Genomic DNA, 25,617 nt, shown 5'->3' with positions numbered 1-25,617 from the left:
TGCGTCAGTGAGAGAGCTGCCGACCGGTGACGCGGTTGAGCAACTTTTTCTGGCGCAGATCAGATTTCCTTCAAGCGAAGCATGCCGTCGCTGTCGGCCCTGACACTGATCGCATCGTAACTGGCCAACGTCGCATGCGCTGTTTCGATCGGATGCTGGTGCGTTGTGGTGATGATCATCAGCGCCGCGCCCGCCGCTTCCGCAGCCTGAATGCCAACCGCGGCGTCTTCAAAAATCAGACAGTCCGCCGGTTCAACGCCAAGCTTTTTCGCTGCCAAAAGATAACCCGAGGGATCAGGCTTGCCGGCCGTCACATCTTCCGCCGTGATCATCACCGCCGGTTCGGCAATCCCCGCCGCCGCCATCCGCCGCAACGCCAGATCGCGCGGCGCCGAGGTCACCATCGCCCAGCGATCTTTCGGCAAGTCACGTAGAAATGCCGCCGCACCGGGGATCTCGACAATGCCTTCAACGTCTTCGATTTCCGCAGCAGTAATGAACGCCGCTTGTTGCTCGGCATTCACGCCCGGAAGATTCAGCCGGGTGATGGTGTCGATCGCCCGCGCGCCATGGATGGTCGGCAGGAACGTCTCGACATCAACGCGATGACGCACCGCCCACGCTGACCAGATGCGCTCGGCGGCGGCGATGGAGTTGAGGACGGTGCCGTCCATGTCGAACAGGAACGCGGCGAACGCGCGATCAAAAACCGATGCTTGTGCAGACAAAAGAACAAATCCTCTGACAGATGGCCGGGCAGCCCGGCCCGGCAATGTAGCACTTGTCAGTGCAGCTGCGGGGCCTTGGATTTGAACGCACTTTCCACACAATCGAGCAACTGACCGATCGCCCACGGCTTCTTGATGAACGCCACCGAATGCTTGACCCCAGAGGTCTCGGGCGTTTCATAGCCGGACATGACCATCACCGGTTTGTCCGGCCAGCGATCGCCGAACAGGTTGGCCAGATCGGCGCCGTTAAGCGTGCCGGGCATGGTGATGTCGGTCAGCAACAGCGCGACATCCGCTGCATGCTTTTCCAGATACAAGGATGCGGCGTCGGCGCTGGTTTGCGGTTCGACCTTGAACCCTTCCTCCTGGAGAATTTCGCAAAGGAACTCCAGAATCAACGGATCGTCCTCGACAACCAGAATCAACCCGCCAGGAAGGTGCGCGCTCGACGTAGGTGTAGGGCACATGAACAGCACTCCCCCGAATTACATTTTCGAATAGCGGTTTTGAATCCGCTGCTTATCAGGTATGAGCAGCGCGCTCTGCAGAAATTCACTTTTGATACAGGAGATTTCGCCAAGGTGTTGTTTTTCGGGCCGCAGCCCCCTCCAAAATACTCATTTGTGGTTAAAATGCGCGCCCTTTGCCCGGCCGATCCTGATCCATGAACCCTGAAGCTCTCGCCACCCTCCACGCCCATTTGCTGCCCGCACTGGCGGCGGCACCCTGCGAAACCCGCCGTCTTTTCCACGGTCGCGGGCGCTGCTGGGCGGGGCTGGAGCAGTTGACCGTGGACTGGTTGCAGGGCGTGGTGCTGGTGTCGCTGTTCAAGGAGCCGGCGCCTGAGCAACTGCAAGATCTGCGAGATTTACTGCTGCACCTCGCCGCCTCGCCCGAATGGCAGCAGTCCGGTGCGCACACTCTGCTGATCCAGCACCGTTATCTGCCGCAGAGCACGGCCGAATGGCTGATCGGTGAGGAAATCGAGGATATGACCATCGTCGAGGGTGGCTTGCAGTACCGCGTCGACCTGGGCCGCAAACAGAACACCGGACTGTTCCTCGACATGCGTTTTGGACGCAACTGGGTGCGCGAACAAGCGGCGGGCAAACGCGTATTGAACCTGTTCGCCTATACCTGCGGCTTTTCCGTGGCGGCAATCGAGGGCGGCGCCAGCCATGTGGTCAATCTCGACATGTCCCGCGCGGCGCTGAGCCGTGGTCGCGACAATCATCGTTTGAACGGCCATGACTTGAGCAAGGTCAGCTTCCTCGGTCACGACCTGTTCAAATCCTGGGGCAAGGTGATCAACAGCGGCCCGTACGATCTTGTGATCATCGACCCGCCGTCGTTTCAGAAAGGCAGCTTTTTGCTGACCAAGGACTATCAACGCGTGTTGCGCCGCTTGCCGGAACTGCTGACTGCGCAAGGCACGGTACTGGCGTGCATGAACGATCCTTCGTTCGGCTCGGAATTTCTCATTGATGGCGTGACCCAGGAAGCGCCAAGCCTGCGCTTCGATCACCGGCTGGACAATCCGCCGGAGTTTCCCGATGTCGATCCGCAAAGCGGCCTGAAAGCCTTGGTTTTCCAGCGTATCAGCTGAAACACCAGAAATCCCTCTGTGGCAGCGAGCCTGCTCGCGAAAGCGCAGGGTCAGATAAGAATTTGCTGACTGATACACCGCTTTCGCGAGCAGGCTCGCCCCACGGTTGTTCGTACAAATCAGCTTTCAGCGCGAATCGAGCGCCACGCCGCTTGCGCGAGCACCTCGCGATAGTCCGTCGGACTGCCTTTGACTCGCCCCGCCAGCCAGGCTCGGCAATAACTGTCCGCCTGGCCGATGATCAGCGATGGCAGCAGCTCGGCAGGCAAATCCTGCAGCTCGGCGGCACGCCCCGATTCCGCAAGCCATTGGCGCAGACGCAGATTGCGCGTCTTGTTGCGCTCAGCCAGGTCTTCCTTGAACGGGCCTTTGGTCACGGCGAACCGCGCGTGATACTGAAAACGCGCCCACTGCGGCTGTTGCTCGACCCAGTCGACATAGCTGAAGACCAGCGCCTGCACGCCTTCTTCGGTGCTATCGGCCGCGTCCAGATACGCATCACGCAAACGCCCTTGATCCTCCAGCGCGGTGAAAAACAGCGCCGCCACCAGCCCTTCCTTGTTGCCGAAATGGTGGTAGATCGCGCCGACGCTGGTGTCGCATTCGGCGCGGATCATCTCGATGGTTGTCGCCTCAATTCCCTGCTCGTTGAACAGGTTCAAGGCTTTGCGAAAGATGTCGCGTTTGAGTTCGGCGCGGCGGCCGGGGTAGCTGCGTTCCAGTAGATCGGCGGTGTCCATGCTGCTTGAGGTCCGAAAAAGGGTTTGAACAAGGCAAGGTTTGCCCGTGGAAATTGCGCCTAGGTTGACAGATTTGCCGTGAACAGAATACCGTTCCGTTACAGAACATTATTCTGTAACGGAACATCATTCTGCAAAACTACTTAGTGAGGCTTTCCATGAGTCAATCTCTCAGCATGTTCAACAGTGTCGGCCCGGATGCTTTCAGCAAGATGGCCTGCCAGTTCGCCCCATATTTCAGCAGCATCAATCCACTGATCAGCGAATTGCGCCCGAACGCCGCCACCGTACAAGTGCCGTTTCGCAAGGAGATCACCAATCACCTCGGTACAGTGCACGCGATTGCCATGTGCAACGCGGCGGAACTGGCCGGGGGGATGATGACCGACGTCTCCATTCCGGCCGGCGCGCGCTGGATTCCGAAAGGCATGACAGTGGAATACCTGGCCAAAGCAAAAACCGACGTCACCGCCGTGGCCAGCGCTGAAGGCGTGGATTGGCAGAGCGATGGCGACAAGGTAGTCAACGTCGACATTCACGATACCGAGGGCAAGAAAGTCTTCACCGCGCGCATCACCATGAACGTCAAGCTCGGTTGAGATTGCAGGCACAAAAAAGCCCTTGCAACGGGATGCGCAGCAAGGGCTTTTGATTGCCCGGGTCAGTGCAGAGTCAGGCGCTGGCGGACAAATTCTTCTACCTGGCGACTGGTCTGGTCCAGATGGCGGTCGCGTTGTTTTTCCGCATCGAGCATCGCGCGCTTGCCATTCTTCTGCAGCAGGTAGGTATGAATCTGCTGCACTTCCAGCGAGCGGTAGATCGGCGTGGTATCGATAAAACCGCGCAAGCCGTTGCTGCGGTAATGCCGCGTGCTCATCAGCACCTGAGTTTCGCGCTGGCCGATCACCTCGAAACCCAACGCCTCGAAATACGGCACCTTGCCAATGCTGCAGGCCAGTTCCGCGTGCGGATAGCGCTTGACCATGTCCGCGAGCATCGCCCGCGCCACGCCTTGACGCCGATGGCCTTCGCGTACAGCCATATACGCGACGCTGCATGCCTCCCAATCGCCCTGTACCGGCAGGTACAACAGAAAGCCGACGACCTGCTCCGGATCCTCATCGTCAGTAGCCACCAGCAGTTCCACCTCAGTGCCTTTCTGGCCATTCAACGCCTCGAGGTACAGATGCACCTCATAGCCGACCGCGTACTGATAAACGTTGTACAGCAGATTGCTCGGGCCGAGGCCGACCGCACTGATGTCGGTCAGGTAGTCGACAACCATTTGCAGGATCTGACTGTTGACGTTTTCAGGGCATGGGGACGAGTAGTGGGTGATGCGTGGCATGGACAAACTCCGGCGGTAAATAACGTTGCCGATGATCAGAGCCGTCGACGAACCGCGACATCATACCGTGCCGCGATAGACCACCGTTTAAAGATCCGCTGTCGAAGGCCGATGTAACGAACACCCTCATTTCACTACCAAGGACCGGGCCATGTATTACCCGCGCGAAGCCGCAAAAGATCATCTTTACAACCGCGTCGTCATGCTCACTGTCGCCTGCTGCGTGGTCTTGCTCCTCGCCGGGATGGCGCGCCATCAAGGCATTCTGTATGCGCTGCTGAATTTCAATGGCGCGCAAACCAACGGCACTGTCACGCAGCTGGAAGAGATCCTGATGAACAAGAATGGCAAAATCATTCACTATCGCTATGCCGACGAGCTGGGCCAGCTCCATGAAGGTGATTTTGTCGACGAACGCTACGCCGAACACACCCAGTACGAAGTCAATGGCCCGATTGCGCTATTGGTCTCGCCCTGGATGCCGGAAAAAAGCGCCATCGCCAGCCAGCTGCAAAGCTATCGCGCAGGTTTTTACATCATGACCGGCGGCGTGACGCTCGCCCTGCTGTTCCTGCTGATTTCCGGCCGGACGTTCTGGCAGATTCAGGCGATGAAGGAACAGGACCGGTATTACTGAACGGTCACTGTTGTGGCGCCACCACTCTGAATTTGATGTTGATGTCTCTGGATACCACGCTGTCGGCCCACTCCCCTGCGCCGAGGCCGAACGCCTCACGGTTGAGCACCAGCTCACCATCGAAGATGCCGATGGCGTTGTCCGGTTTCAACTGCACCGGCACCTCGACCTCGCGAGTGATGCCCTTGAGCGTGAGCTGACCGGCGACCTGGTACAGGTGCTCGCCCACCTGGGTGAAACGGCGGGACTCGAATACCGCGAGCGGGAATTTCTCGGTGTCGAACCAGGCCGGTTTTACCAGTTCGGCATTGGCGTCCTCGCTGCCGGCGTCAATGCTGCTCAGGTCGATATGCAAGGTGGTGCGGGCGTTGGCAAGGTTATCGGTGTCGAAGTCCAGCATCGCCTCGAACTTGCCGAAGGTGCCATACATTCGCGAGCCCATCTGCTGGTAGGTGAAGCTGATCTGGCTGGCGCTGGTATTGACGCGAGTGTATTCGGCGGCTTGAGCGACGGTCGAGGCGTACAGGTACAACGCGGTAACCAGCAGCAATCGCATCGACATGGAATTCTCCGGGCGGCGCGTGCCGTCGAGGGCCTTGATTGACTTAAGCAAACAACCCGTTGTTATGCCAGCACCTATATCAACCGCTCGATTTTCTGATGCTTCCACACCAGTTTGTAATAAAGGGTCTGCAAAATCAGCATCCCCAGGTAGGCAACCGGAAACGCCATCCAGACACCCTGCAAACCGAACTGCCCGTCCAGCCAATACGCCGCCGGCAACTGCACGCCGACCACGCAAATAATCGAAATGAGCACCGGGACAAGCACCGTGCCGCTGGCGCGCATGATCCCGCCGATGATGGCCTGAAAGCCAAATACCAACAGACTCCAGAGCATGATGTGCAGCAGATGCTCGGCCATCGCCCGGGTCGAATCTTCGGTGAGGAACAGGCCCAGCAACCAGTGCGACAAAAGATAACCCAGCACAATCAGGCCCCCGGTCAGACACACGTTGATCAACAGCCCGGTACGCAGGATCGGTCCCATGCGTTGCAGATGTCCCGCGCCGATCGCCTGTGCGCCGAGAATGGACGCGGTGATCGCAATCGACAGCGCCGGGAACTGCACGTAATTGACGATCTGCGTCACCGCGCCATAGGCCGCTGTCGCCTGAGAACCATGCTGGTTGACCAGTGCCAGAATCACCAGCTCCGACAACGACAGCACGATCATCTGCACCCCGGTCGGCAGGCCGATGCGCAAAACCTTACCGAGGATCACCCGGTCCAGTCGCAATGCGGCAAAGAACTCCCGGTCCGGCGCCAGCGGATGGCCCTTGCGGATCAGCCGCCAGGCGAGCCATGCCATTGCCGACAGATTCCCCGCCAGCCCGGCATACGCCGCACTCTGAATGCCCAGTGGCGGTAAGCCCAGCCAGCCGCGAATCAACGCCGGAGTCAACGCCAGCCCGACGGCAGTGGAGACGATCAGCGCGAGCAGCGGTGAGAGCGTATCGCTGACCCCGCGCAGCAATTGGGTGAACAGCACGAATACCAGTAGCGATGGCAGAATCCACAACATGACGTGGGCATAGTCCACCGCCTCGTCGAGTACATCCGCCGGCGTGCCCAGCCCCGTCAGCGCCTGGCGCGCAAACACGGTGCCGAGCACTGCGGCAACCAGGCCGATCAGCACACCCAGCAGCAATGTCGCTCCGGCAATCGCCTTGACCATGTGCGTTTCGCGCGCACCCCACGCCTGACCGATCAGCACGCCAGCACCCGCGCCAAGGCCGATGACCAGGGCGATGAAAAAGAACACGACGGGAAACATGCCGGACACTGCCGCCAACGCTTGAGTGCCGAGCATTTGGCCGATGTAGATGCTGTTGACCGTCCCGGACATCGATTGCAGGAAGTTCGACAGCACCATCGGTGCGAGAAACAGCAGATAGGTTTGCCAGAGCGGCTTGGCGAAGGTGGCGCTTTGCATTGAATGGAGGTCCATCTCGACGGCGGCAGGCCTGATTGACGATAGCTTCGGTGAGTTGCGTGCAGCGTGCAATCAACATTTCCCATCGGCGTTGATTGCCGGTTTTGCATTTGTGTAAATGCCAGGCATCGCTTTGTGTCAGTGTGCGGCTGTGGTAAATCAGCGATTCTCTCGACACGCACTATTGAGGCTCGGTTCATGCGCAACGTTGCAAATTTTCTGTTCGGTTCCCTTTTCGTTCTGTTCGCCACCTGCGCTCAGGCGGCCGCACCTGCAGCGGCGCCTGCTTCATTGAAGCCGCTACTGGCCACTTTGAATGAACGTCTGAACATCGGTGATCTGGTTGCGTTGACCAAGTGGGACAGCGGCAAGCCGATCCAGGACAGCCCACGTGAGGCGCAGGTCATCGCCAATGCCCGAACCCTGGCCGCCGAACACAAGCTCGATCCGGACGACGTAGCGCAACTGATCGCCGCACAGATGGAAGCGAATAAACTGGTGCAATACGGTCTGCTCGCGCAATGGCAAGCGGCAGGTGCTGCACCGGACACACCGCGCCCGGATCTGGGCAAACAGATCCGCCCGCGCCTGGATGAACTGCAAAAGCGCTTGTTGCAGCAGTACGCCGCCTTCGCGCCCTATCGCCAGGATCCGAATTGCCCGGCATGGCTGGTCGATGTCCGCAACGGTCTGGCCGCCGATGCGCTGCACGATCTGGCGCTGATTCGTGCCAGCGGCGAGTTGTGCATACGGGCAAAAGCGCTCTGAATCAACGCTCCCGGCAAACATCATCGGCGTCGATGTTCACCATCACGTCAATGAAGTTCTCATAAAAACTGCGCGGCGTAACATCGGCTCCAGACAAACAAACAACTTTCTGGAGCACACGATCATGAAACGCCAAACCCTTCTCGGCATCGCTTTCTCGGTTTTCGCAGTTAACGCTTTTGCAGTAACGCCTGCTCATACCCTGGTCGCTGAAGGCGGCTCGGACAAGCTGATCGAAAGCCGTCTGGCTGAAGGCGGTTCAGATCGTCTGATCGAACGCCGCGTTGCTGAAGGTGGTTCGGATCGTCTGATCGAACGCCGCGTTGCCGAAGGTGGTTCGGATCGTCTGATCGAACGCCGCGTTGCCGAAGGTGGTTCGGATCGTCTGATCGAACGCCGTGTTGCCGAAGGTGGTTCGGATCGTCTGATCGAACGCCGTGTTGCCGAAGGTGGTTCGGATCGTCTGATCGAACGCCGTGTTGCCGAAGGTGGTTCGGATCGTCTGATCGAACGCCGTGTTGCCGAGGGTGGTTCGGATCGTCTGATCGAACGCCGTGTCGCATGAATCAATCCCATCACCGCAGCACCCATGAAAAAGCCCGGCCTGATCAGCCGGGCTTTTTTGCATTCAGCCGACGCTTATTGCGCGGTTTTCAGCTTGACCACGTCACCGGAGATGGTGGTGGTGTAACCGGTCAGGACCCAGGCCCAGAACCAGTTTTCCTGAACCTGCGTGTTGATCATTGCATCGCCGCCCTTGGCTTGGATGGCCGCGTTTTGCGCGCGCACAAATCGGCTGTTCTGGCGGATCGGGATAATGCCAAACAGCAGCAGGCCGGTGGCCGATGCTTCGCTGTGGCCAACCACGGTGTATTGGTTGCTGTCGTAATGGGCGGTTTTCATCGGGGCGCCGGTGCAACCTGCCAGAACCACACCGAACAGTGCGGCGGCGACTACTTTGCTGAGGTATTTCACAGTAAAACTCCATGGGGGAACGCCCGGGATCCGTCTCTCGGGCGGCGCGCATTCTAACCAAAATGATGGCTCATTAGCATCAATCTTCTTTGCATTTACTTGAGCCCGTTCGCTGGCCCGCCGTCGGCGATGTCGCATACCATGGCGCCACTTCAATAAAGACAGACACCCGCCTCCATGTTCAAAGCCAGTCTGCGTAGCCATCTCACCCTGTGGTTCGGCGGTTTGTCCCTGCTGACGTTATTGAGCGTCGGCTTTTATGTCGGTCACATCGCCACCGAACAGATGAAGCAGGCCAGCGGCAATGCCTTGCTGAACACGGCGCGCTCGACGGCGACGTTGTTGGGTGAGCAACTGCGCGAGCGGCAACTGGAGGTCTATCTGCTAAGTCGCGCGCCGCATCTGGAGCGTGGCGATCTGGACAATCCAGTCATTCTCAAGTCGATGCAATTGCGTACCCAGGCGCGCGCCGAATATGCGTGGATGGGCGTCACCGACGCCGAGGGCAACGTCCGCCAGGCCGTCAACGATTTGCTGGTCGGCCAGTCAGTTCAAAAACGCCCGTGGTTCCAGACTGGCTTGCGCCGCCAGTACACCGGCGATCCCCACGAAGCGGTACTGCTGGCAAAATTGTTGCCTGGCCTGCCCAATGGCGAGCCGCTGCGCTTCATCGATTTCGCCGCACCGATCCATAACGCCGAAGGTCAGGTGATTGGCGTGCTGGGTGCACATGCGCACTGGAGCTGGGTGACCCGCATCGTCGAGTCGGCGGCGTTTTCCCACAAAAACTCGGCGCCGGATATACAGGCACTGATCGTCGACCACGATGGCAAGGTGCTCTACCCCGAAGCGCTGATGGGCCAACAGTTGGCGACCAACGATCCGGTATTGTCGGGCTGGACGGCGGCCAACGGTTACCTGACCAGCATGGTCACCGTGCCGACGCCATCGGGCACGGCGCTGTCGTGGTCGATCGCCATCCGCCAGCCACTGGAGACCGCGCTGCAACCGGCGCGGACGCTGCAATACGAATTGCTGATCCTCGGCGTTTTCGCCGCCATCGTTTTCGGCCTGGTGGCTTATTACCTGGCGCTGTACCTGAGCCGCCCGATCGAACAACTCGCGCACTCGGCCAAACAGGTGCAGAACAACCAGCCCGGCGCGCAGTTCCAGCTCCAGCATCCGGTGCTGGAAATTGCCCAGCTCGGACAGTCCATCGATGCGATGACACAATCGCTGCTCGGCAAGGAGCGCGAACTGCAGGAAGCCAACGCCTCGCTGGAAGCCACCGTGGCGCAACGCACCGCCGCGCTCACCGAGGCCAATGCCGAGCTGCTGAGTCTGGCCACCCACGACGGCTTGACCGGCGTCTACAACCGTCGCCGATTTGACGAAAAAATCACAGAGTACTCGCTGCTGTCGCGGCGCACCGGACGCCCGTTCGCCCTGCTGCTGATCGACGCCGATTACTTCAAACGCATCAATGACAGCCACGGCCATGCGGTCGGTGACGAGGTCCTGCAACAACTGGCAAAGCTGATTCAGGACAGCGTGCGCAGCACCGATTTCGTCGCCCGTTACGGTGGCGAAGAATTCGCCGTACTGCTACCGGAAGTGGCGCAACCCGACACCCCGGAAGTCGTCGCCGAGAAGATTCGCGCGGCGGTGGCCCAAGCGGAGTTTCCCGGTGTCGGCAACGTTACCGTGAGTATTGGCCTCGGCCTGGCAGATCCGGCAGACAACAACCATACGACGCTGGTCAAACGTGCCGATCAGCAGCTGTACCAGGCGAAGGCTGCGGGGCGCAATCAGGTGGCGTTCCATGCCCGCTGACAGCGGCGTGTATCAACCAGAGACAGGTCGGCCCGCAGGCCGCCATCGCTGGCAAGCCAGCTCCCACAGGGATTGGGTAAAACCGGAAATATGAGTCGTTTGGAGAACCGCTTTCGCGAGCAGGCTCGCTCCCACAGAAAAGCAAAGCAGCGCAGCTGGGCGCGAAAAACCATCGCCCGACTAGGGCTCGGCACTGAACTTCTGCAGATAAGCCAGCAGATTCTCCAACTTCTCCTCATCACTCAGCCCCCAGAAAATCATCCGCGTGCCCGGCACCACCCCTTTCGGATCCTCGAGATACGCCTTGAGCGTCGCCCGATCCCAGGAAATCCCTGAATTCTTCATTGCATCGGAATAAACATAATTGGCCGAAGTCCCGGCCGCCCGGCCAATGACGCCGTTGAGCTGCGGACCAAAGCCCGGTCGGGCCGACTCGCCAACCTGATGGCAACCGCCGCACAGGCGCGGGAAGATTTTCGCCCCGGCCTCAGGATCGCCCTCAGCCTGAGCACTGGCGCTGAAAATCAAGGCGAGAAGCAGTGTTGTGGTGAATTTCATTGAACAGTCCAAACTGGCTTTTCATGGCGTGGGCGCAGTTTACAGATAAGCACCGACAATCGTCCTGACAGTGATCAACGCCTGACGCAACACCAGCAGGTCCACCGACCCGAGAGCCAGACGAATCGCATGGGGCGTATTGGCCGCCAGCGAAAACGGCTCTGCACTGGTGACGGAAATCTGCTGCCGCATAAGCTCGACAACGATCTGATCGGCACGCACGTCTTCGGGCAACGGCAGCCACAGAAAATACGAGGCCGGATGAGCCATGTAGCGCAGCCCTTTCAGCGACTCGGCCGCCAGGGCCTGTCGGGCCATGGCATCGTGGCGTTTCTGCTGTTCAAGCAATGTGACTGTACCGTCATCGAGCCAGCCGCAGGCGATGGCGGTCATGACCCCGGGCGTGTTCCACGTCGTTGCGCGGATGATCCGCTCCAGTCCAGGCACCTGAGCGAGTGGCGCCGCAATGAATCCGACCCGCAAACCAGTGGCGATGTTTTTTGACAGACCCGAAATGTAAAACGTCCGTTCCGGCGCCAGATCGATCAAGGCTCGCGGCGCGCTCTTGACCAGAAACGCGTAGGCCGCGTCTTCAATGATCGTCAGATCATGCCGACGGGCAATCGCGATCAATTGCTCGCGCTGCTCCAGTGGCATGACCCAGCCCAGCGGATTATGCAGTGTCGGCATGCTGTACACGGCGCGCACCGCACGCTGGCGGCAGAGCCGGTCCAGTGCCGGCAAATCCGGGCCATGTTGCGTCATCGGAATCGCCAGCACTTCCAGATGCAGCGCGTCGGCCAGTACCTTGAATCCCGAGTAGGTCAGCGCATCGGCGGCGATCACGTCGCCAGGTTTGAGCAGGGCCATCAGCGTCACCGCCAAACCTTGCTGAGCGCCATTGACGATCAGTACCTGGTCGGCTTCAACCGTCACGCCGCGTGTCGACAAATGTCGCGCCACCGAGGCGCGCTCGTGGGCACGTCCGGCGTGGGGTTGATAGCGCAGCAGTGCTTCGAGATCACCGGACAACGCCAACTGGCGCAACGCCGTGCGCAACAGCTCGGCCTGACCGGGCAACGACGGATAGTTGAAATTCAGGTCGGTCATGCCGATCGCCACGTCCTTCTGATCGATGCCCTGCCCCGGCGCCAGCGACGTTTCCCGGACAAACGTGCCACGCCCGGCTTCGCCGCTGACCAGGCCCATCGCTTCTAGCTCGGCGTAAACCCGTGATGCGGTCACCAGCGCCAGTCCTTCCTGCGCGGCCAGTTGCCGATGCGTTGGCAATCGCGTACCCGGCGCCAAACGTCCACCACGAATGTCCGCCGCGTAACGGTCAACCAGGGTCTTGTAACGGGAACGCGGCATGTGGTCTGTATCCATGACAATTTTTTGATTGTGCTGATTCTCAGCCCTAGCATCGCCGCAACACAATCCACATTTTGAGCGCGACCGACATGCACACAACATCGACTGCGGCCAACCCGGTGCTGGAAAAAACCAGCGGCTGGATCAACGGTTTTATCGGCGTGCTGATTTTCAGCGGTTCGCTGCCGGCCACACGCTTGGCGGTGCTGGAATTCGATCCGGTCTTTCTGACCGTGTTGCGAGCAGCGATTGCCGGGGCACTGGCCGTAGCACTTCTGCTGTTGTTCAAGCAGCGGCGACCGTCGCGCCATCAGTGCCTGTCCCTGTTGATAGTGGCGCTGGGCGTGGTTCTGGGATTTCCGCTGTTGACTGCGTTGGCATTGCAGCACGTAAAGTCAGCGCATTCGATTGTGTTTGTAGGATTGCTCCCGCTGGCCACGGCGATGTTTGGAGTCTTGCGTGGTGGGGAACGGCCACGACCGGTGTTTTGGATCTTCTCCATCCTGGGCAGTGCGCTGGTGGTGGGCTTCGCCTTGTCTCAAGGGCTGAGCGCGTCGCCGACCGGGGACCTGCTGATGCTCGCGGCGATTCTGGCCTGCGGCCTCGGTTACGCCGAAGGCGCGAAACTGTCACGCAGCCTCGGCGGCTGGCAGGTGATCTGCTGGGCGCTGGTGTTGTCGTTACCGCTGATGGCGCTGCTGAGCCTGTGGCTGGCGCCCGCCTCGTTTGCCAACATCAGCGTGTCGGCGTGGCTGTGCCTGGGCTACGTGTCGTTGTTCAGCATGCTGATCGGCTTCGTGTTCTGGTACCGAGGCCTCGCTCAGGGCGGGATCGCCGCGGTCGGGCAGTTGCAATTGCTGCAACCGTTTTTCGGTCTGGCGCTGGCCGCGACGTTGCTGCATGAACAGGTCAGTGTCGGCATGCTCGGCGTAACGCTCGGTGTGATTCTTTGCGTGGCAGGGGCGAAGAAATTTGCCAGGTAATGTTCAGTGTTCGGCTTTCCATTGCCGAGGACTGAGCCCGGTCTTGCGCCGAAACGCCCGGGCCAGCGCCGACGGACTTTCGTATCCAACCTCCTCGGCAATCAGTGCAATCGGGCGGCCTTCGCGCAGGCGTTTCTGCGCAAGACTGACGCGCCAGCTCAGCAGATAATCGGCCGGCGTCTGCCCGACCACGCGGCGGAACTGCTCGGCGAAACTGGCGCGGGACTGGTTCGCCGCAGTCGCGAGATCGGCCACACTCCACGGCTTGTGCGGTTGCTCGTGAATCAGGTTCAAGGCGCGGGATAAACGTGCGTCAGCCAGCCCGGCCATCATGCCCGGCTGCTGATCGCGACTGCCAATCAGATGGCGCAGCAGCAGAATCACCAGCAATTCGAACAGGCGATCCATCACCGCCACCCGCCCGCAATGGCCTTCAAACGCCTCGCTGAACAACCAGTCAAGGGTGCTGCGCAGTTCCGGGATGTCGGTGAGTTTCAATACCAGATAGTCAGGCAACGCGGCGGCCAGGGCATTGCCCGAACCGCCGTCGAAGGTCAGCGAGGCGCACACCACTTGGCTGGCCATGGCCTCGTCGGCAGACATCCGGTGGGTGAACGGCCGGGGAAAGAAAATCAGCGACGGCTCTTCCAGGCGAATTTCCCGCTCGTTGCCTGGTTTGAGCAGCAACGCCCCGGCTTGCAGAACATGCACATGGCCGACCGGTTCGCCTTCGTGAACGCTCACGCCGCAAAACGCGCCGCTATGGAAGGTCCCGGCGTTCACACCGAAATGACTAAGTAATGTGGAAAGGCGATCCATGGCTGACTCCCGAAGGCATATCTGGACGATCTGCCGCATATCCTCGACGATTTGCCGCCAAAGCGCTACTGGCAGCCCCTAAGATCTCTCCATCGCCGCTGCACTTCGCTGCGGAATTTCGGAGAATCACCATGAGCCGCATCCCTGCAATCAGCCTCGACACCGCCACCGATGCTACCCGTCCTGCACTGGAAGGCGTGAAGAAAAAAATCGGCTTCCTGCCCAACGTCTTCACCACCCTCGCCCAGGCACCCGTTGCCCTCGACACTTACCTGCAAGCCTCGGCCATCCTCGGCAAAACCTCGTTGAGCGGCAAAGAAAAAGAAGCCATTTACCTCGCCACTTCGCAGGTCAACGGCTGCGACTACTGCCTGTCCGCACACACTGTGTTCGCTGACAAGGCCGGGCTCTCTGCACAGGACATCGTCGCGGCACGTCATGGCGAACTGAATGCCTACGCCGCCCTCGCCCGCCAACTGACCGAGACCCGTGGTCACTTGAGCGACGAACAACTGGCGGCTGCCCGCGCTGCCGGTATCGATGACCGCAAGATCATCGAAGTGATCGCCCTGGTGGCGGTGCAGACATTGACCAATTACCTGAACAACACTGCGCTGACCGACATTGATTTTCCGGCCGTCGAGGCCTGAGCAGTCGCTCACGATCTGAAGATAAAACCGGTGGCGAAAAGACGCTCTTTTCGCCATCGCTGTTTTTTGCTGCCATGATGTACGTCAGAATAATTCGCAGCGCAAACAGTGTCTGGTGCGCTGAAACCAAACACCCTGTGCGAAGGTCTCTGTTCTCAGACAAATGCCCGGATAGACACGAACCCCATGACAGACTGGTTGCAAGACAAAGGCGAGATGGCCGGGCAGATCCGCCGTCACGACTGGGCGAATTCGCCCCTCGGCCCGTTGGAAAACTGGCCCGATGTACTCAAGACCACTGTCTCGCTCAGTCTCGCGTCGCATTTCCCTCAGGCGATCGTCTGGGGTCCGCAACTGATCACCCTTTATAACGACGCCTTCGTGCCGATTCTCGGCGACAAGCCGCAAGCATTGGGACGACCTTTCAGCGATATCTGGAAGGAAGCCTGGCACGAGATCAGCCCGATCGCCGAAGCGGCGTACGCCGGCCAGGCGACCTACATCGAAAACTTTGCTCTACAGATCGAACGCGGCAAGGGCCCGGAGCAGGCGTTCTTCACTTTCTGTTACAGCCCGATTCGCGACTCCCACGGCAATGTCGTCGGCATGATCGACACCGTCACCGAAACCACCCAGACCGTTTATCTCAATCGACGCCTGGCCGTCCTCGATGCCATTGGCAACGCGGTAACCAACGCCACGGATGCGCAATCGATTTTGGCGGCGAGCACGCGGCTGATGGTCGAGCAACTACGTCTGTCCAATTGCGCCTACGCCGACATGGATGCCGACGAAGATGGTTTCACCATTCGTGGCGATTACGCGGCGCCGGGTTCGCCGAGCATCGTCGGCCATTATCAATTGCGCGATTTCGGTGAGAAGGCAGTGCGTCTGCTACGCGCCGGTGAACCGCTGGTAATTCACGACAACCGCAGCGAGTTGCCGCCGGAGGAATCGGCGACCTTCCAGGGCATAGGCATCACCGCCACCATTTGCGTGCCGCTGATCAAGCAAGGTCGCCTTACCGCGTTAATGGCCATTCACGACAAAGTGCCGCGCATCTGGTCCAGCTTCGAACAGGCCCTGCTCAGCGAAGTCACCGAACGTTGCTGGGCGCATATCGAGCGCGTGCGTGCCGACGCCAATGTCCGCGAAGGCCTGCTGGCGCTCGCTGAACTCAATGCCACACTGGAACAGCGGGTCGAGGAACGCAGCCTGCGTCTGGCTCAAGCCGAATCAGCGTTGCGCCAGTCGCAGAAGCTCGAAGCGATCGGCCAGTTGACCGGCGGCGTTGCCCATGACTTCAACAATCTGCTGACGATCATTCGCTCGTCGGTGGATTTTCTGCGCCAGCCCAACCTGCCGGAAGAACGCCGTCAGCGCTATATGCGTGCGGTGTCCGACACAGTCGAGCGTGCCTCGAAACTGACCAGCCAGTTACTCGCTTTCGCCCGCCGCCAGCCGCTCAATCCGCAAGTGGTCGATGCCGGCGAACGTCTGGCCAATATCGGCGAAATGCTCGAATCGGTTACTGGCGCACAGATACACGTATGCGTTGAACGCCCGGATCACCCCTGCTACATCCGTGTTGACCTCAGTCAGTTCGAAACCGCGCTGATCAACATCGCCCTGAACGCCCGCGACGCAATGGACGGTCAGGGCGAGCTGAAATTGCGCCTGGAGTGCCGCAAACCACTGCCGGCGATTCGCGGCCACGCCGGTTCCAGCAGCCACTTCGTGTCGATTGCTCTGGCCGATACCGGTGCCGGCATCGATGCACACACCCTGGAACATATCTTCGAGCCGTTCTTTACCACCAAAGCAGTCGGCAAGGGCACGGGGCTGGGGCTGTCGCAGGTGTTCGGCTTCGCCAAGCAATCGGGAGGTAACGTCGATGTCTCCAGCGTGCTCGGCCAAGGCACCGAGTTCACCTTGTATCTGCCGGAAGTGCCGGCGGACGAGGCTGAGGTGGATGACACGAAGGACGATGGCGAGGTGCATCAGGCGTGCGAAAAACGCCGGGTGCTGGTCGTCGAGGACAATCTCGATGTCGGCCGTTTCGCTAATCAGATCCTGCAGGATCTGGGCTATGAAACCGCGTGGGCGACCAACGCCGAAGAAGCCCTGCAATTGGCCGGCAGCGATGCCATGGCATTCGACGCGGTGTTCTCCGACGTGGTCATGCCGGGCATCACTGGCGTCGCGCTGGCCAAAGAACTGCGCCAGCGCCGCCCCGATCTGCCAGTGATACTGACTTCCGGCTACAGCGAAGAACTGGCACGCAGCGGTTACGAGGGTTTCGAGTTTCTCGCCAAGCCCTACTCCGCCGAACAGGTCTCGCGAATTCTCGGCAAGACCTGGCTCAAGGACGCAACGCCAGCGGTGTCAGTCGTGATCAACGCCAGCGCGCTTGAGTAATTTCTTGCAGCGTTCCGACAGGTGAAACACCTGTAAATGCTTGCCAGCCTTGGCGTAGCGTTCACGCAGGGTTTTCAATGCGGCAATCGCCGAGTAGTCGACAAAGCTCAGATGGCGGCAGTCGAGAGTGACTCTGGCCGGATCGTTGGCCGGATCGAACTGATTGAGAAACGGCGTGGTCGAGGCGAAGAACAGCGTGCCGTGCAGGCGATAGAGTTTGCTGCCATCGGCCTCCAGATGTTCGTCGGCGTACAGTTCACGCGCCTGCTGCCAGGCAAAATTGAGCGCGGCGATGATGATCCCGCACAGCACCGCCGTGGCCAGATCAGTGAACACGGTGATGGTGGTCACGGCGATGATCACCAGCACATCGTGCGCCGGCACCTTGTTGATCACCCGCAAGGACGCCCAGGCAAAGGTCTGCTGCGACACTACGAACATCACACCCACCAGCGCGGCCAGCGGAATTCGCTCGATCAGCGGTGACAGAAACAGAATGAACAGCAGAATCAGCACACCGGCAACAACGCCGGACAAGCGCCCGCGCCCACCGGAGCTGAGGTTGATTACCGTCTGGCCGATCATCGCGCAACCACCCATGCCACCGAACGCCCCGGACACCATGTTCGCCGCGCCGAGCGCTACGCACTCGCGATCCGGATAGCCACGGGTCTCGGTGATTTCGTCGGTCAGGTTCAGCGTCAGCAGGGTTTCCAGCAGGCCGACCATCGCCATCAGGATCGCGTACGGGGCGATGATGCGCAGCGTTTCCAGGCTCCATGGAATGTCCGGCACGGCAAAGGTCGGCAGACCGCCAGCAATGTGCGCCATGTCGCCGAGCGTGCGGGTCGGCAGGCCGAACAGGTAGACCAGCAAGCCGACACCGAGGATCGCCACGAGGGCCGGCGGCACCGCCTTGGTCAGGCGCGGCAGGATGTAAACGATGGCCATGGTCAGCAGCACCAACCCGGCCATCAGATACAACGGCGTACCGCTGAGCCAGTGCTCGCCGTTTTTGAAGTGCTCCAGTTGCGCCAGGGCAATGATGATCGCTAGGCCGTTGACGAAACCGAGCATCACCGGATGCGGCACCATGCGCACCAGTTTGCCCAGGCGTAGCAGCCCGAACGCCATCATGATCAGACCGCCGAGCAGCACCGTCGCCAGCAGATATTGCACGCCGTGTTGCACCACCAGCGCGACGATCACCACCGCCATCGAACCCGCCGCGCCGGAGACCATGCCTGGTCGGCCGCCGAACAATGCGGTCAGCGTACAAATGATGAACGCGCCGTACAGCCCCATCAGCGGATTGAGATGCGCCACCAGCGCGAAAGCAATGCATTCGGGCAACAGGGCGAACGAGGTGGTGAGTCCGGCGAGGACATCGGCGCGCAGACGAATCGGTTTCATGGCTTACCTGACTGAGCGGCCGCTGGGCACGGCTGCTGTTTTCGCGAAAAAAGAGGGAGGCGAATGTTACGGAATTGTTCGGCCTCGGGCCAGTGAAACGCTGACATGGGGTGGCGCGGGCCTTATCCTTGCAGGCTTGTCCATCGAATCGAGTCGCAGCATGTCAGCGTTTTTGTCCGCCCGGGATGTGTGTCAGCGTCTGCGCGAAGCTGCGCTGGGCGTGCTTGCGTTCGAAGTCTGCGAGGTAATGTCCGAGTCCGGGCTGATTGCCGTTGATATCGAGGGTTGGCATCTGCTGCTGGACTTCGCCGAGGGGCATTTGCATCACTGTGATTACGCGCGCAACTGCGCCGGGGATGAAGCGACGCTGGACACTTGGCAGCGTTATGGCACGGACCCGGTGAGTCTGCTCAGCACGTGGGAACTGGCGCAGATCGAGCGGTTACTGCGTGAGGCGAATCGCGTCCAGACCTAGTGCGTCGTTTCCGACTGCGGTGCTCTCTGATGTTGAGACCGACCAAATCCCTGTGGGAGCGAGCCTGCTCGCGAAGGCGGTATATCAGTCGGTTTGATGTTGGCTGTCACAGCGCTTTCGCGAGCAGGCTCGCTCCCACATGGGTTTTGTGTAAGTTCAGAAGGTGATTTGAGCTGCCGGTTTGATGTCGATTCGTGCCACGGAACTGGTCAGGGCGGCGAAGTCCTTGTTGTGTTGGGCAATGATGTCGTCGGCGCTCATGTGGCCGTTGTCGACCGTCGAATGCGCATCCTGCGCGACGATAACGTCGTAGCCCAGTTCATGCGCGCTGCGCACCGTGGCGTTGACGCAGTAATCGGTTTGCAGGCCGCAGATGATCAGGCGTTCGAAGTCTTCAATGGGCAGCAGCTTGCCGAGATCGGTCTGGTAGAAAGAGTCCCCGGTGGTTTTGTCTACGCTCAGGTCTTTCGTCGAAGTCAGCAGGTCTTTGGCCAGTTGCCAACTGTCAGCACCGCGCACGAACGGCCCGTCCTTTTCTTCGTGTTGAATCAGCACCACCGGAACGCCGGCATCGCGGGCCCGTTGGCTCAGACCATTGATCGTGGTGATCACGCGGTCGATTTCAAAACACTGATATTCACCAGCACACAGGGCCTGCTGGACGTCGATGATCAGTAATGCGGTGGTCATGTCGTGCCTTCCTTGATCAATCCTTGAGAATGGGGCGGACCTGAGCCCGCCCCTCTTTTACTCCGCTCAGTAACCCAATGACAAGCCGGTATTGCGCCGTGGATCGTTGGCGCCGTAGAAGCGGTTCTTGCCAATCGGTTTGCCACCCAGTGACGGCGCTCCCACCAGAATCGCGGCGATGTGGTTGGGGTCCTGTGGGCCGGCAAACTTGTGGCCCCAGCTCTCCAGGATCTTTTTCGTATCCGGGCTGGCGGCGAAGTCTTCGAGGTTGGTTTCTTCCGGCATCCATTGCTGGTGGAAGCGCGGCGCGTCGACCGCTTCCTGCAGGCCCATGCCGTAGTCAATGACGTTGAGCATGGTCAGCAAGGTTGCGGTGATGATCCGGCTGCCACCCGGCGTGCCGACCACCATCACCACTTTGCCGTCCTTGGTGACGATGGTCGGACTCATCGACGACAGCGGTGCCTTGCCCGGAGCGATGGCGTTGGCCTCGCCTTGAACCAGCCCATACATGTTCGGCACGCCGACTTTGGAGGTGAAATCGTCCATCTCATCGTTGAGGATCACCCCGGTCTTGCTCGCCATGACGCCCGCGCCGAACCAGTCATTAAGGGTGTAAGTCACCGAAACAGCATTGCCCCACTTGTCGACGATCGAATAGTGCGTGGTGTTGCTGCCTTCGTGGGGCGCGACGCCGGGCTTGAGCTCAGCTGAGATGCCGGCCTTTTGCGGCTGGATGGCGTTGCGCAGTTTGGTCGCGTAGTTCTTGTCCAGCAGATGCTCGATCGGATTTTTCACGAAGTCCGGATCGCCGAGGTAGCTGTTGCGATCGACGTACGCGTGGCGCATCGCTTCGATCTGGTAGTGCATGCCCTGAGCGGAATGAAAGCCCAGGTCTTTCATCGGGTAGCCTTCGAGAATATTCATGATCTGGCAGATCACCACCCCACCGGAGCTTGGCGGTGGCGCGGAGACGACGTGATAGCCGCGATAATCGCACTCCACCGGGGCCAATTCGCGAGTCTTGTATTTGTCCAGGTCAGCCTGGGTGATGATGCCTTTGTTGGCCTGACTGGAAGTGACGATGGCATCGGCGACCCAGCCTTTGTAGAAGCCGTCGGCGCCCTTGTCGGAAATTGTCCGCAAGGTTTTCGCCAGATCCTTTTGCACCAGTTTCTGCCCGACCTGCATCGGCTCGCCGTTGCTGAGGAAGATCGAGCCGGAATCGCGCATGTCCTTCTTGAACACATCGGTGGCGTACTCCAGCAGTTCGACATCTCCCTGCTGCAACTCGAAACCGTCTTCGGCCAGTTTGATCGCCGGGGCAATCATCTCCTTACGCTGCTTGGTGCCGTATTTGCTCAGCGCCAGCTCCATGCCGGACACGGTGCCCGGCACGCCGACAGCCAGGTGGCCGCGCGTGCTGAGGTCCGGAACGACGTTGCCGTCCTTGTCCAGATACATGTTCGCCGTCGCCGCCAGCGGGGCTTTCTCACGGAAATCGAGAAAGGTCTTGCGCCCGTCTGCCAGTTGAATGGTCATGAACCCGCCACCGCCAAGGTTGCCCGCGGCCGGGTAGACCACCGCCAGCGCATAGCCCACGGCCACTGCCGCATCCACGGCATTGCCGCCGTTTTTCAAAACGTCGACGCCGACATGCGTCGCCAGATGTTGCGCGGTGACCACCATGCCGTTTTCCGCCGCAACCGGCGCCACGGATGCCGCGTGCGCCATGAGACAGCTGAGCGCCAGGGAGGTCGCAATGAGCGATCTGGCCAAAGGTTCGTACTTCATGAGTCGATCTCTTTTTGTTTTTGGGGACTGCGCCAAACGCAGGGCAACGCTTCAGAAGCAACAAGCAGTATGGTCGGCTTTGCGTATTGCGCCTCCCCGTTCACCCAGTATGCTGGGCCGAGTTACTGCCCTGCTCTGGAGTCGCCATCATGTCTTACACATTCATCACCCTGCCCTCGCCGGTCGGTGAGTTGAAGCTGGTCGCGAACGGCAGCCGACTCGCGGCCATCCTCTGGGAAAACGACAAACCGAACCGGGTGCGGCTGGGACCCATGAGCGAAGCGCCGGACAACCCGATCCTCATGCAGACCGCGCGGCAACTCGAAGAGTATTTCGCCGGCACGCGGAATCGCTTCGATGTCGAGCTGGAATTTGTCGGCAGCGAATTCCAGAAGAAAGTCTGGGCGGCACTGCTGACTATTCCGTTTGGCGAGACGCGCACCTACACCCAGATAGCGCTGCAGATCGGCCATCCGGCGGCGGTTCGAGCGGTCGGCGCCGCCAACGGGCGCAACCCGATATCCATTGTTGCGCCGTGTCATCGAGTGATCGGCGCTTCGGGAAAACTGACGGGTTTCGCCGGTGGGCTGGAGGCTAAAGAGCGGTTACTGATGCTTGAGGGCGGCCAATGGTCAACGTTCGGCAAAACAGGCGAGCTGTTCTGAATCAGGCGCCGAACAGGTTATTCACCGCTGCGTACTGCAACAACATGATGGTCTTCGCATCGCAGATCTCGCCGCGCTGAAACGCCGCCAGCGCCTCGTCAAATCCCCACTCGAGCACTTCCAGTTCTTCGGTTTCCTCTTCCAGGCCGCCACCGTCGCTGACCTTGGAGGCGGCATCGTATTCAGCGATAAAAAAGTGCAACTTCTCGGTCACTGAACCGGGGCTCATGAACGCCTCGAATACTTTCTTAACGTCATGCACGCGGTAACCGGTTTCCTCCTCGGCTTCGTCACGAATACGCTGCTCAGGCGCGGCACCCTCCAGCAACCCTGCTGCCACCTCGATCAGCAACCCATCGTGACCATTGACGAATACCGGCAAGCGGAACTGACGGGTCAACACCACGGTGCGTTTCTCGCGGTTGAACAGCAGAATCGCCGCGCCATTTCCGCGGTCGTAGACCTCGCGGGTCTGACGTTGCCACTCGCCATTGTTGCGGTGGTAATCGAAGGTGATTTTCTTCAGCAGATACCAGTCGTGGGACAACACCTGAGTGTCGACGATGTTGACCCGTTCGGCTGTGTTGGACATCGCGTCTGATCCTGTCTTCATGGGGGACTGCCATGGTCGGACAATTGCGCCGACAAAAAAAGCCCGGCAGCGCTACCGGGCTCGTTCAGCCTGGGTTGTTACTGGAAGTCGACGTCGAAGGCCTGGTAGAAGGCGTTGCCGGTGTTGGCGACGATCCACATCAGCACAATGACGTGATGCCCCTTCTTGTTCGTCGGCAGTTGCACTTGGTGATCGACCTTGGCCTTCAATTCGCCGGCATGGCTGTAATACGGCACCTGAGGGTAGAAGTCTTCGAAGAACGGCTGGGTTTCGAGTTGCGCACGGCTGATGCGTTGCTGTGGATCCCAACCGTCCTTGGTGATCAGCCAGCGATAACCACGGGTGGTGTGCGGCGCTGTGTAGGCCCATGTGACTTTGAGAATCTGCCCCGGATCGACATTGAGCAGCGGCCAACTGAAGGCACGGCCGAGCTTATTGCTCATCTCGTCATTGGTGTAGTTCACGCAATCGCGGGCATCGGTCTTGCCGCCACTGAGAATGTAACCGTCGGCCGGCGGCGCGACGCTGGCGGAGTCTGTTTCAAAGGGTGACGGAAACGGTCCGGCTTCCATGGCCGGAAAATTCTTGCCACCTTCCATTTCATTGACTTGCCAGGCGCCGAGCAAGCCGAGGTCGATGGCGACTGCGCCGCGACTTGCTGGCGAGATGACGCGACCGTGTTTCAGTTGGGTTTGTGCAATTGCCTGATTCATGTTTTTCACTCCGTTGATTTGAGAACCCTCCTTCCCGAGGAGAGGCCTTCAAGCTAACGGAGGTGAATTTTTTGTCCATCGGCGCTTTTGTCGCAGCGCTACCTGAAGGACGAATGAAATCCTGCAAATACTGGATGGATAAACAGCCTCACAAGAAACATCGTACTCGACGCGTAGCTGAACACCTACACGCCGAGTTGACGAAACGGCTCAAGGCAGATCAAGACAGTTGCGCCTGATACTCCTTTTCGTACTGTCCAGCGAGTTGTGTTTTCTGTTTATCGTCGAGCAGCTTGCCGGCCATCTGGAAGAATTTATGCTCTTCTTCCTCAAGGTGGTGATGGACCTTGTCCGACAGCTTCTTCGCCGTTGCCAGCCAGGCCGGACTGGACATTTCGGTCTCGTCGAGTTCTTCCATCATCTCGTCCATTTCATGGTGCTCGGCGATGGCGTGGCGGCTCAGGTCCACGCCTTCGTCAATTTCCATCAACGGGATATAGAAGTGCCGCTCTTCGGCGGTTTCGTGCGCTTGCAGTTCGGCTTTCAGCTGTTTGTAAGCCTCGACCCGCTCAGGGCTGTCGCCGCTGGTCGCGATCAGAGCTTTGGCATAAGTGCGCTGGCGCTCGTGGCTTTCGCGCAGGGCTTCAAAAATATTCACGGGATGTCCTCATCAATCGCGCTCAGGGAAAGACGCGATAAAAGCCTAGACCGCAGCGCTGGTTTGACGGTTCCGCTTGTTTGATCGATGGGCTTGGAGACGCTTGCCCGGACGGGTTAGGCTGGGCGTTCAATTACACAAGGAAGTCATGCATGAACTTGCGTATCGAGTTGACGCAGAGCCCTACCGAGGAACAGCGCGCAGCGATTCTTGCGCCTTTGCGTGCACACAACGTTGCCAAGGCCGGGCCATCCACGTGGGAGCCGATTGCCTTGCTGGTGCGTAACGAAAACGACGAGATCCTCGGTGGCCTGTATGGCCACACGTTCTACCGCTGGTTGTTCATTGAATTGCTCGCGGTCCCGGAGCAAGGCCGTGGTCAGGGTATCGGCACAAAGCTGATGCGCATGGCCGAGGACTTTGCCCGGGAGAAAGATTGCGTGGGCATTTGGCTCGACACCTTTTCTTTCCAGGCCCCGGAGTTTTACAGAAAGGTCGGATACAGCGAATGCGGCGAGATTGTCGATTATCCGCTGGGGCACAAGCGGCATTTTTTCCAGAAGCGGCTGATCGATTGACTGTGTCGCCCTTTTGCGCGAGCAGGCTCGCTCCCAAACTGGAAAGCATTTCAACCTGTGGGAGCGAGCCTGCTCGCGACAGCGCCAGCCGCAGCGACACACAATCAGAGGCAGGTCGCCATCGCCGCCATCCGCCGCATCGCGACAAAATCACTCTTCTGCGCGTAGTAGTTCAAGGTCGTGCCGGACGCTTCGGTAATCACATCGACAAACGACTCTGCCGAACGCGTGTAAACCGTAGTGCCACCGGACTTGCGTGGTTCCAGATAGGCCGCCGCGTCGACGCCGAACACCGCTTCGTCCTGCCAGGCGAATTGCACGCACCGGGCGACGTCTTTCTCGGGCTTGTCCGAGGTCAGGACCTTGTCCGGGCTCTTGGTGCGAGCATCGTTCATCACCGAACCGGCGCACCCGGCCAACAGGGCCGCCGCCAGCGCTACCATCAGCATTCGCATTACATTCGCTCATTGAGAAAAAAGCGGACTGTAGCACTGCAACGTGGCAAATCGTTCTGCTTTACTGTTTTTATGCGCGACACGCGCGAGCAGCTGCGGCACCCTGAGATCTTCAGCCACACAAGGAAATT

At 59.7% G+C, this 25,617-nt stretch carries 29 protein-coding genes; 12 read left to right on the top strand and 17 right to left on the bottom strand.

The window, feature by feature from the left end; genetic code table 11:
• Positions 1-59: 59 nt before the first annotated feature.
• Positions 60-728 (bottom strand): HAD-IA family hydrolase, encoded by a 669-nt coding sequence (locus tag AB4N53_RS04045; RefSeq protein WP_460118373.1) that lies wholly within the window; start codon positions 726-728, stop codon positions 60-62.
• Between the two features lie 56 nt (positions 729-784).
• Entirely contained in the window at positions 785-1,198 is a 414-nt protein-coding gene (locus AB4N53_RS04040) for a response regulator (RefSeq protein ID WP_129998415.1), read from the bottom strand.
• A gap of 197 nt (positions 1,199-1,395) precedes the next feature.
• Between AB4N53_RS04040 and AB4N53_RS04035 the strand changes: the two genes are divergently transcribed.
• A complete protein-coding gene (locus AB4N53_RS04035) occupies positions 1,396-2,337 on the top strand; it encodes a class I SAM-dependent methyltransferase (protein ID WP_460118371.1) in 942 nt (313 codons plus the stop codon).
• Positions 2,338-2,456: 119 nt separating this feature from the next.
• On the opposite strand, the gene AB4N53_RS04030 is transcribed toward AB4N53_RS04035, so the two are convergent.
• Entirely contained in the window at positions 2,457-3,077 is a 621-nt protein-coding gene (locus AB4N53_RS04030) for a TetR/AcrR family transcriptional regulator (RefSeq protein WP_460118369.1), read from the bottom strand.
• A gap of 158 nt (positions 3,078-3,235) precedes the next feature.
• On the opposite strand from AB4N53_RS04030, the gene AB4N53_RS04025 reads away from it, so the two are divergent.
• A complete protein-coding gene (locus tag AB4N53_RS04025) occupies positions 3,236-3,676 on the top strand; it encodes a hotdog fold domain-containing protein (RefSeq protein WP_042609257.1) in 441 nt (146 codons plus the stop codon).
• 62 nt (positions 3,677-3,738) lie between these two features.
• On the opposite strand, the gene AB4N53_RS04020 is transcribed toward AB4N53_RS04025, so the two are convergent.
• Positions 3,739-4,425, bottom strand: a complete 687-nt coding sequence (locus tag AB4N53_RS04020) for a GNAT family N-acetyltransferase (RefSeq protein ID WP_460118366.1) — start codon at positions 4,423-4,425, stop codon at positions 3,739-3,741.
• A gap of 151 nt (positions 4,426-4,576) precedes the next feature.
• Here AB4N53_RS04020 and AB4N53_RS04015 point away from each other — a divergent pair, with 151 nt between their 5' ends.
• On the top strand, positions 4,577-5,062 hold the full coding sequence (locus AB4N53_RS04015; protein ID WP_076563476.1) for a DUF3592 domain-containing protein: 486 nt from the start codon (positions 4,577-4,579) through the stop codon (positions 5,060-5,062).
• A gap of 4 nt (positions 5,063-5,066) precedes the next feature.
• Here AB4N53_RS04015 and AB4N53_RS04010 read toward each other — a convergent pair whose 3' ends face one another.
• Together AB4N53_RS04010 and AB4N53_RS04005 are read right to left on the bottom strand one after the other, a co-directional pair.
• Entirely contained in the window at positions 5,067-5,624 is a 558-nt protein-coding gene (locus AB4N53_RS04010) for a YceI family protein (protein WP_122508056.1), read from the bottom strand.
• A 74-nt stretch (positions 5,625-5,698) separates the two neighbouring features.
• Positions 5,699-7,057 (bottom strand): MATE family efflux transporter, encoded by a 1,359-nt coding sequence (locus tag AB4N53_RS04005; protein ID WP_460118363.1) that lies wholly within the window; start codon positions 7,055-7,057, stop codon positions 5,699-5,701.
• Positions 7,058-7,255: 198 nt separating this feature from the next.
• On the opposite strand from AB4N53_RS04005, the gene AB4N53_RS04000 reads away from it, so the two are divergent.
• Together AB4N53_RS04000 and AB4N53_RS03995 are read left to right on the top strand one after the other, a co-directional pair.
• Complete coding sequence (locus tag AB4N53_RS04000) at positions 7,256-7,825, top strand: chorismate mutase (RefSeq protein WP_460118361.1); 570 nt, start codon at positions 7,256-7,258, stop codon at positions 7,823-7,825.
• A gap of 124 nt (positions 7,826-7,949) precedes the next feature.
• Positions 7,950-8,390: a phage infection protein gene (locus AB4N53_RS03995; protein WP_323167565.1), complete on the top strand. Its 441-nt coding sequence runs from the start codon at positions 7,950-7,952 to the stop codon at positions 8,388-8,390.
• Positions 8,391-8,464: 74 nt separating this feature from the next.
• Here the strand turns inward: AB4N53_RS03995 and AB4N53_RS03990 are convergent, their stop codons facing one another.
• On the bottom strand, positions 8,465-8,800 hold the full coding sequence (locus AB4N53_RS03990) for a hypothetical protein (protein WP_024013386.1): 336 nt from the start codon (positions 8,798-8,800) through the stop codon (positions 8,465-8,467).
• A gap of 177 nt (positions 8,801-8,977) precedes the next feature.
• Between AB4N53_RS03990 and AB4N53_RS03985 the strand changes: the two genes are divergently transcribed.
• Entirely contained in the window at positions 8,978-10,633 is a 1,656-nt protein-coding gene (locus AB4N53_RS03985) for a sensor domain-containing diguanylate cyclase (protein ID WP_460118359.1), read from the top strand.
• Positions 10,634-10,813: 180 nt separating this feature from the next.
• On the opposite strand, the gene AB4N53_RS03980 is transcribed toward AB4N53_RS03985, so the two are convergent.
• Together AB4N53_RS03980 and AB4N53_RS03975 are read right to left on the bottom strand one after the other, a co-directional pair.
• Entirely contained in the window at positions 10,814-11,191 is a 378-nt protein-coding gene (locus AB4N53_RS03980) for a c-type cytochrome (protein WP_460118357.1), read from the bottom strand.
• Between the two features lie 39 nt (positions 11,192-11,230).
• Entirely contained in the window at positions 11,231-12,562 is a 1,332-nt protein-coding gene (locus AB4N53_RS03975) for an aminotransferase-like domain-containing protein (RefSeq protein ID WP_460118355.1), read from the bottom strand.
• Positions 12,563-12,651: 89 nt separating this feature from the next.
• Between AB4N53_RS03975 and AB4N53_RS03970 the strand changes: the two genes are divergently transcribed.
• Positions 12,652-13,545, top strand: coding sequence for a DMT family transporter (locus tag AB4N53_RS03970; protein WP_460118353.1), 894 nt, complete (start codon positions 12,652-12,654; stop codon positions 13,543-13,545).
• 3 nt (positions 13,546-13,548) lie between these two features.
• Here AB4N53_RS03970 and AB4N53_RS03965 read toward each other — a convergent pair whose 3' ends face one another.
• The gene (locus tag AB4N53_RS03965) at positions 13,549-14,364 is read right to left on the bottom strand and encodes a cupin domain-containing protein (RefSeq protein WP_460118351.1); all 816 of its coding nucleotides are present in this window, start codon (positions 14,362-14,364) and stop codon (positions 13,549-13,551) included.
• Positions 14,365-14,495: 131 nt separating this feature from the next.
• Between AB4N53_RS03965 and AB4N53_RS03960 the strand changes: the two genes are divergently transcribed.
• Together AB4N53_RS03960 and AB4N53_RS03955 are read left to right on the top strand one after the other, a co-directional pair.
• Positions 14,496-15,014: a carboxymuconolactone decarboxylase family protein gene (locus tag AB4N53_RS03960; protein WP_460118349.1), complete on the top strand. Its 519-nt coding sequence runs from the start codon at positions 14,496-14,498 to the stop codon at positions 15,012-15,014.
• A gap of 186 nt (positions 15,015-15,200) precedes the next feature.
• Positions 15,201-17,432, top strand: coding sequence for a response regulator (locus tag AB4N53_RS03955; RefSeq protein ID WP_460118347.1), 2,232 nt, complete (start codon positions 15,201-15,203; stop codon positions 17,430-17,432).
• Here the strand turns inward: AB4N53_RS03955 and AB4N53_RS03950 are convergent.
• Entirely contained in the window at positions 17,400-18,845 is a 1,446-nt protein-coding gene (locus AB4N53_RS03950) for a SulP family inorganic anion transporter (protein WP_460118345.1), read from the bottom strand. The genes AB4N53_RS03955 and AB4N53_RS03950 overlap by 33 nt on opposite strands.
• A gap of 160 nt (positions 18,846-19,005) precedes the next feature.
• Here AB4N53_RS03950 and AB4N53_RS03945 point away from each other — a divergent pair, with 160 nt between their 5' ends.
• Positions 19,006-19,320 (top strand): DUF7693 family protein, encoded by a 315-nt coding sequence (locus AB4N53_RS03945; protein WP_460118343.1) that lies wholly within the window; start codon positions 19,006-19,008, stop codon positions 19,318-19,320.
• Between the two features lie 156 nt (positions 19,321-19,476).
• Here the strand turns inward: AB4N53_RS03945 and AB4N53_RS03940 are convergent, their stop codons facing one another.
• On the bottom strand, positions 19,477-20,010 hold the full coding sequence (locus tag AB4N53_RS03940) for a cysteine hydrolase family protein (RefSeq protein WP_460118341.1): 534 nt from the start codon (positions 20,008-20,010) through the stop codon (positions 19,477-19,479).
• Positions 20,011-20,076: 66 nt separating this feature from the next.
• Positions 20,077-21,804 carry a gamma-glutamyltransferase gene (ggt, locus tag AB4N53_RS03935; protein WP_460118339.1) on the bottom strand — a complete coding sequence of 576 codons (1,728 nt, stop codon included), beginning with the start codon at positions 21,802-21,804 and terminating at the stop codon, positions 20,077-20,079.
• Between the two features lie 149 nt (positions 21,805-21,953).
• Here ggt and AB4N53_RS03930 point away from each other — a divergent pair, with 149 nt between their 5' ends.
• Entirely contained in the window at positions 21,954-22,469 is a 516-nt protein-coding gene (locus AB4N53_RS03930; protein ID WP_460118337.1) for a methylated-DNA--[protein]-cysteine S-methyltransferase, read from the top strand.
• 1 nt (position 22,470) lies between these two features.
• Here AB4N53_RS03930 and AB4N53_RS03925 read toward each other — a convergent pair whose 3' ends face one another.
• The 3 genes from AB4N53_RS03925 to AB4N53_RS03915 all read right to left on the bottom strand — a co-directional run bounded on the left by AB4N53_RS03925 (position 22,471) and on the right by AB4N53_RS03915 (position 24,453).
• Positions 22,471-23,061, bottom strand: coding sequence for an NUDIX domain-containing protein (locus tag AB4N53_RS03925; protein ID WP_460118335.1), 591 nt, complete (start codon positions 23,059-23,061; stop codon positions 22,471-22,473).
• A 98-nt stretch (positions 23,062-23,159) separates the two neighbouring features.
• The gene (locus AB4N53_RS03920) at positions 23,160-23,795 is read right to left on the bottom strand and encodes a lytic polysaccharide monooxygenase auxiliary activity family 9 protein (RefSeq protein WP_460118333.1); all 636 of its coding nucleotides are present in this window, start codon (positions 23,793-23,795) and stop codon (positions 23,160-23,162) included.
• 220 nt (positions 23,796-24,015) lie between these two features.
• Positions 24,016-24,453 (bottom strand): hemerythrin domain-containing protein, encoded by a 438-nt coding sequence (locus AB4N53_RS03915; protein ID WP_101162621.1) that lies wholly within the window; start codon positions 24,451-24,453, stop codon positions 24,016-24,018.
• A 152-nt stretch (positions 24,454-24,605) separates the two neighbouring features.
• Between AB4N53_RS03915 and AB4N53_RS03910 the strand changes: the two genes are divergently transcribed.
• On the top strand, positions 24,606-25,031 hold the full coding sequence (locus AB4N53_RS03910; RefSeq protein ID WP_460118330.1) for a GNAT family N-acetyltransferase: 426 nt from the start codon (positions 24,606-24,608) through the stop codon (positions 25,029-25,031).
• Positions 25,032-25,135: 104 nt separating this feature from the next.
• Here AB4N53_RS03910 and AB4N53_RS03905 read toward each other — a convergent pair whose 3' ends face one another.
• A complete protein-coding gene (locus tag AB4N53_RS03905) occupies positions 25,136-25,486 on the bottom strand; it encodes a hypothetical protein (RefSeq protein WP_460118328.1) in 351 nt (116 codons plus the stop codon).
• Positions 25,487-25,617: the final 131 nt, after the last annotated feature.

The sequence above is a fragment of the Pseudomonas sp. H3_E04 genome, from assembly GCF_054668915.1.
The sequence above is the reverse complement of the archived record's forward strand: the minus strand, read 5'-3'. Positions and strand labels throughout refer to the sequence as shown.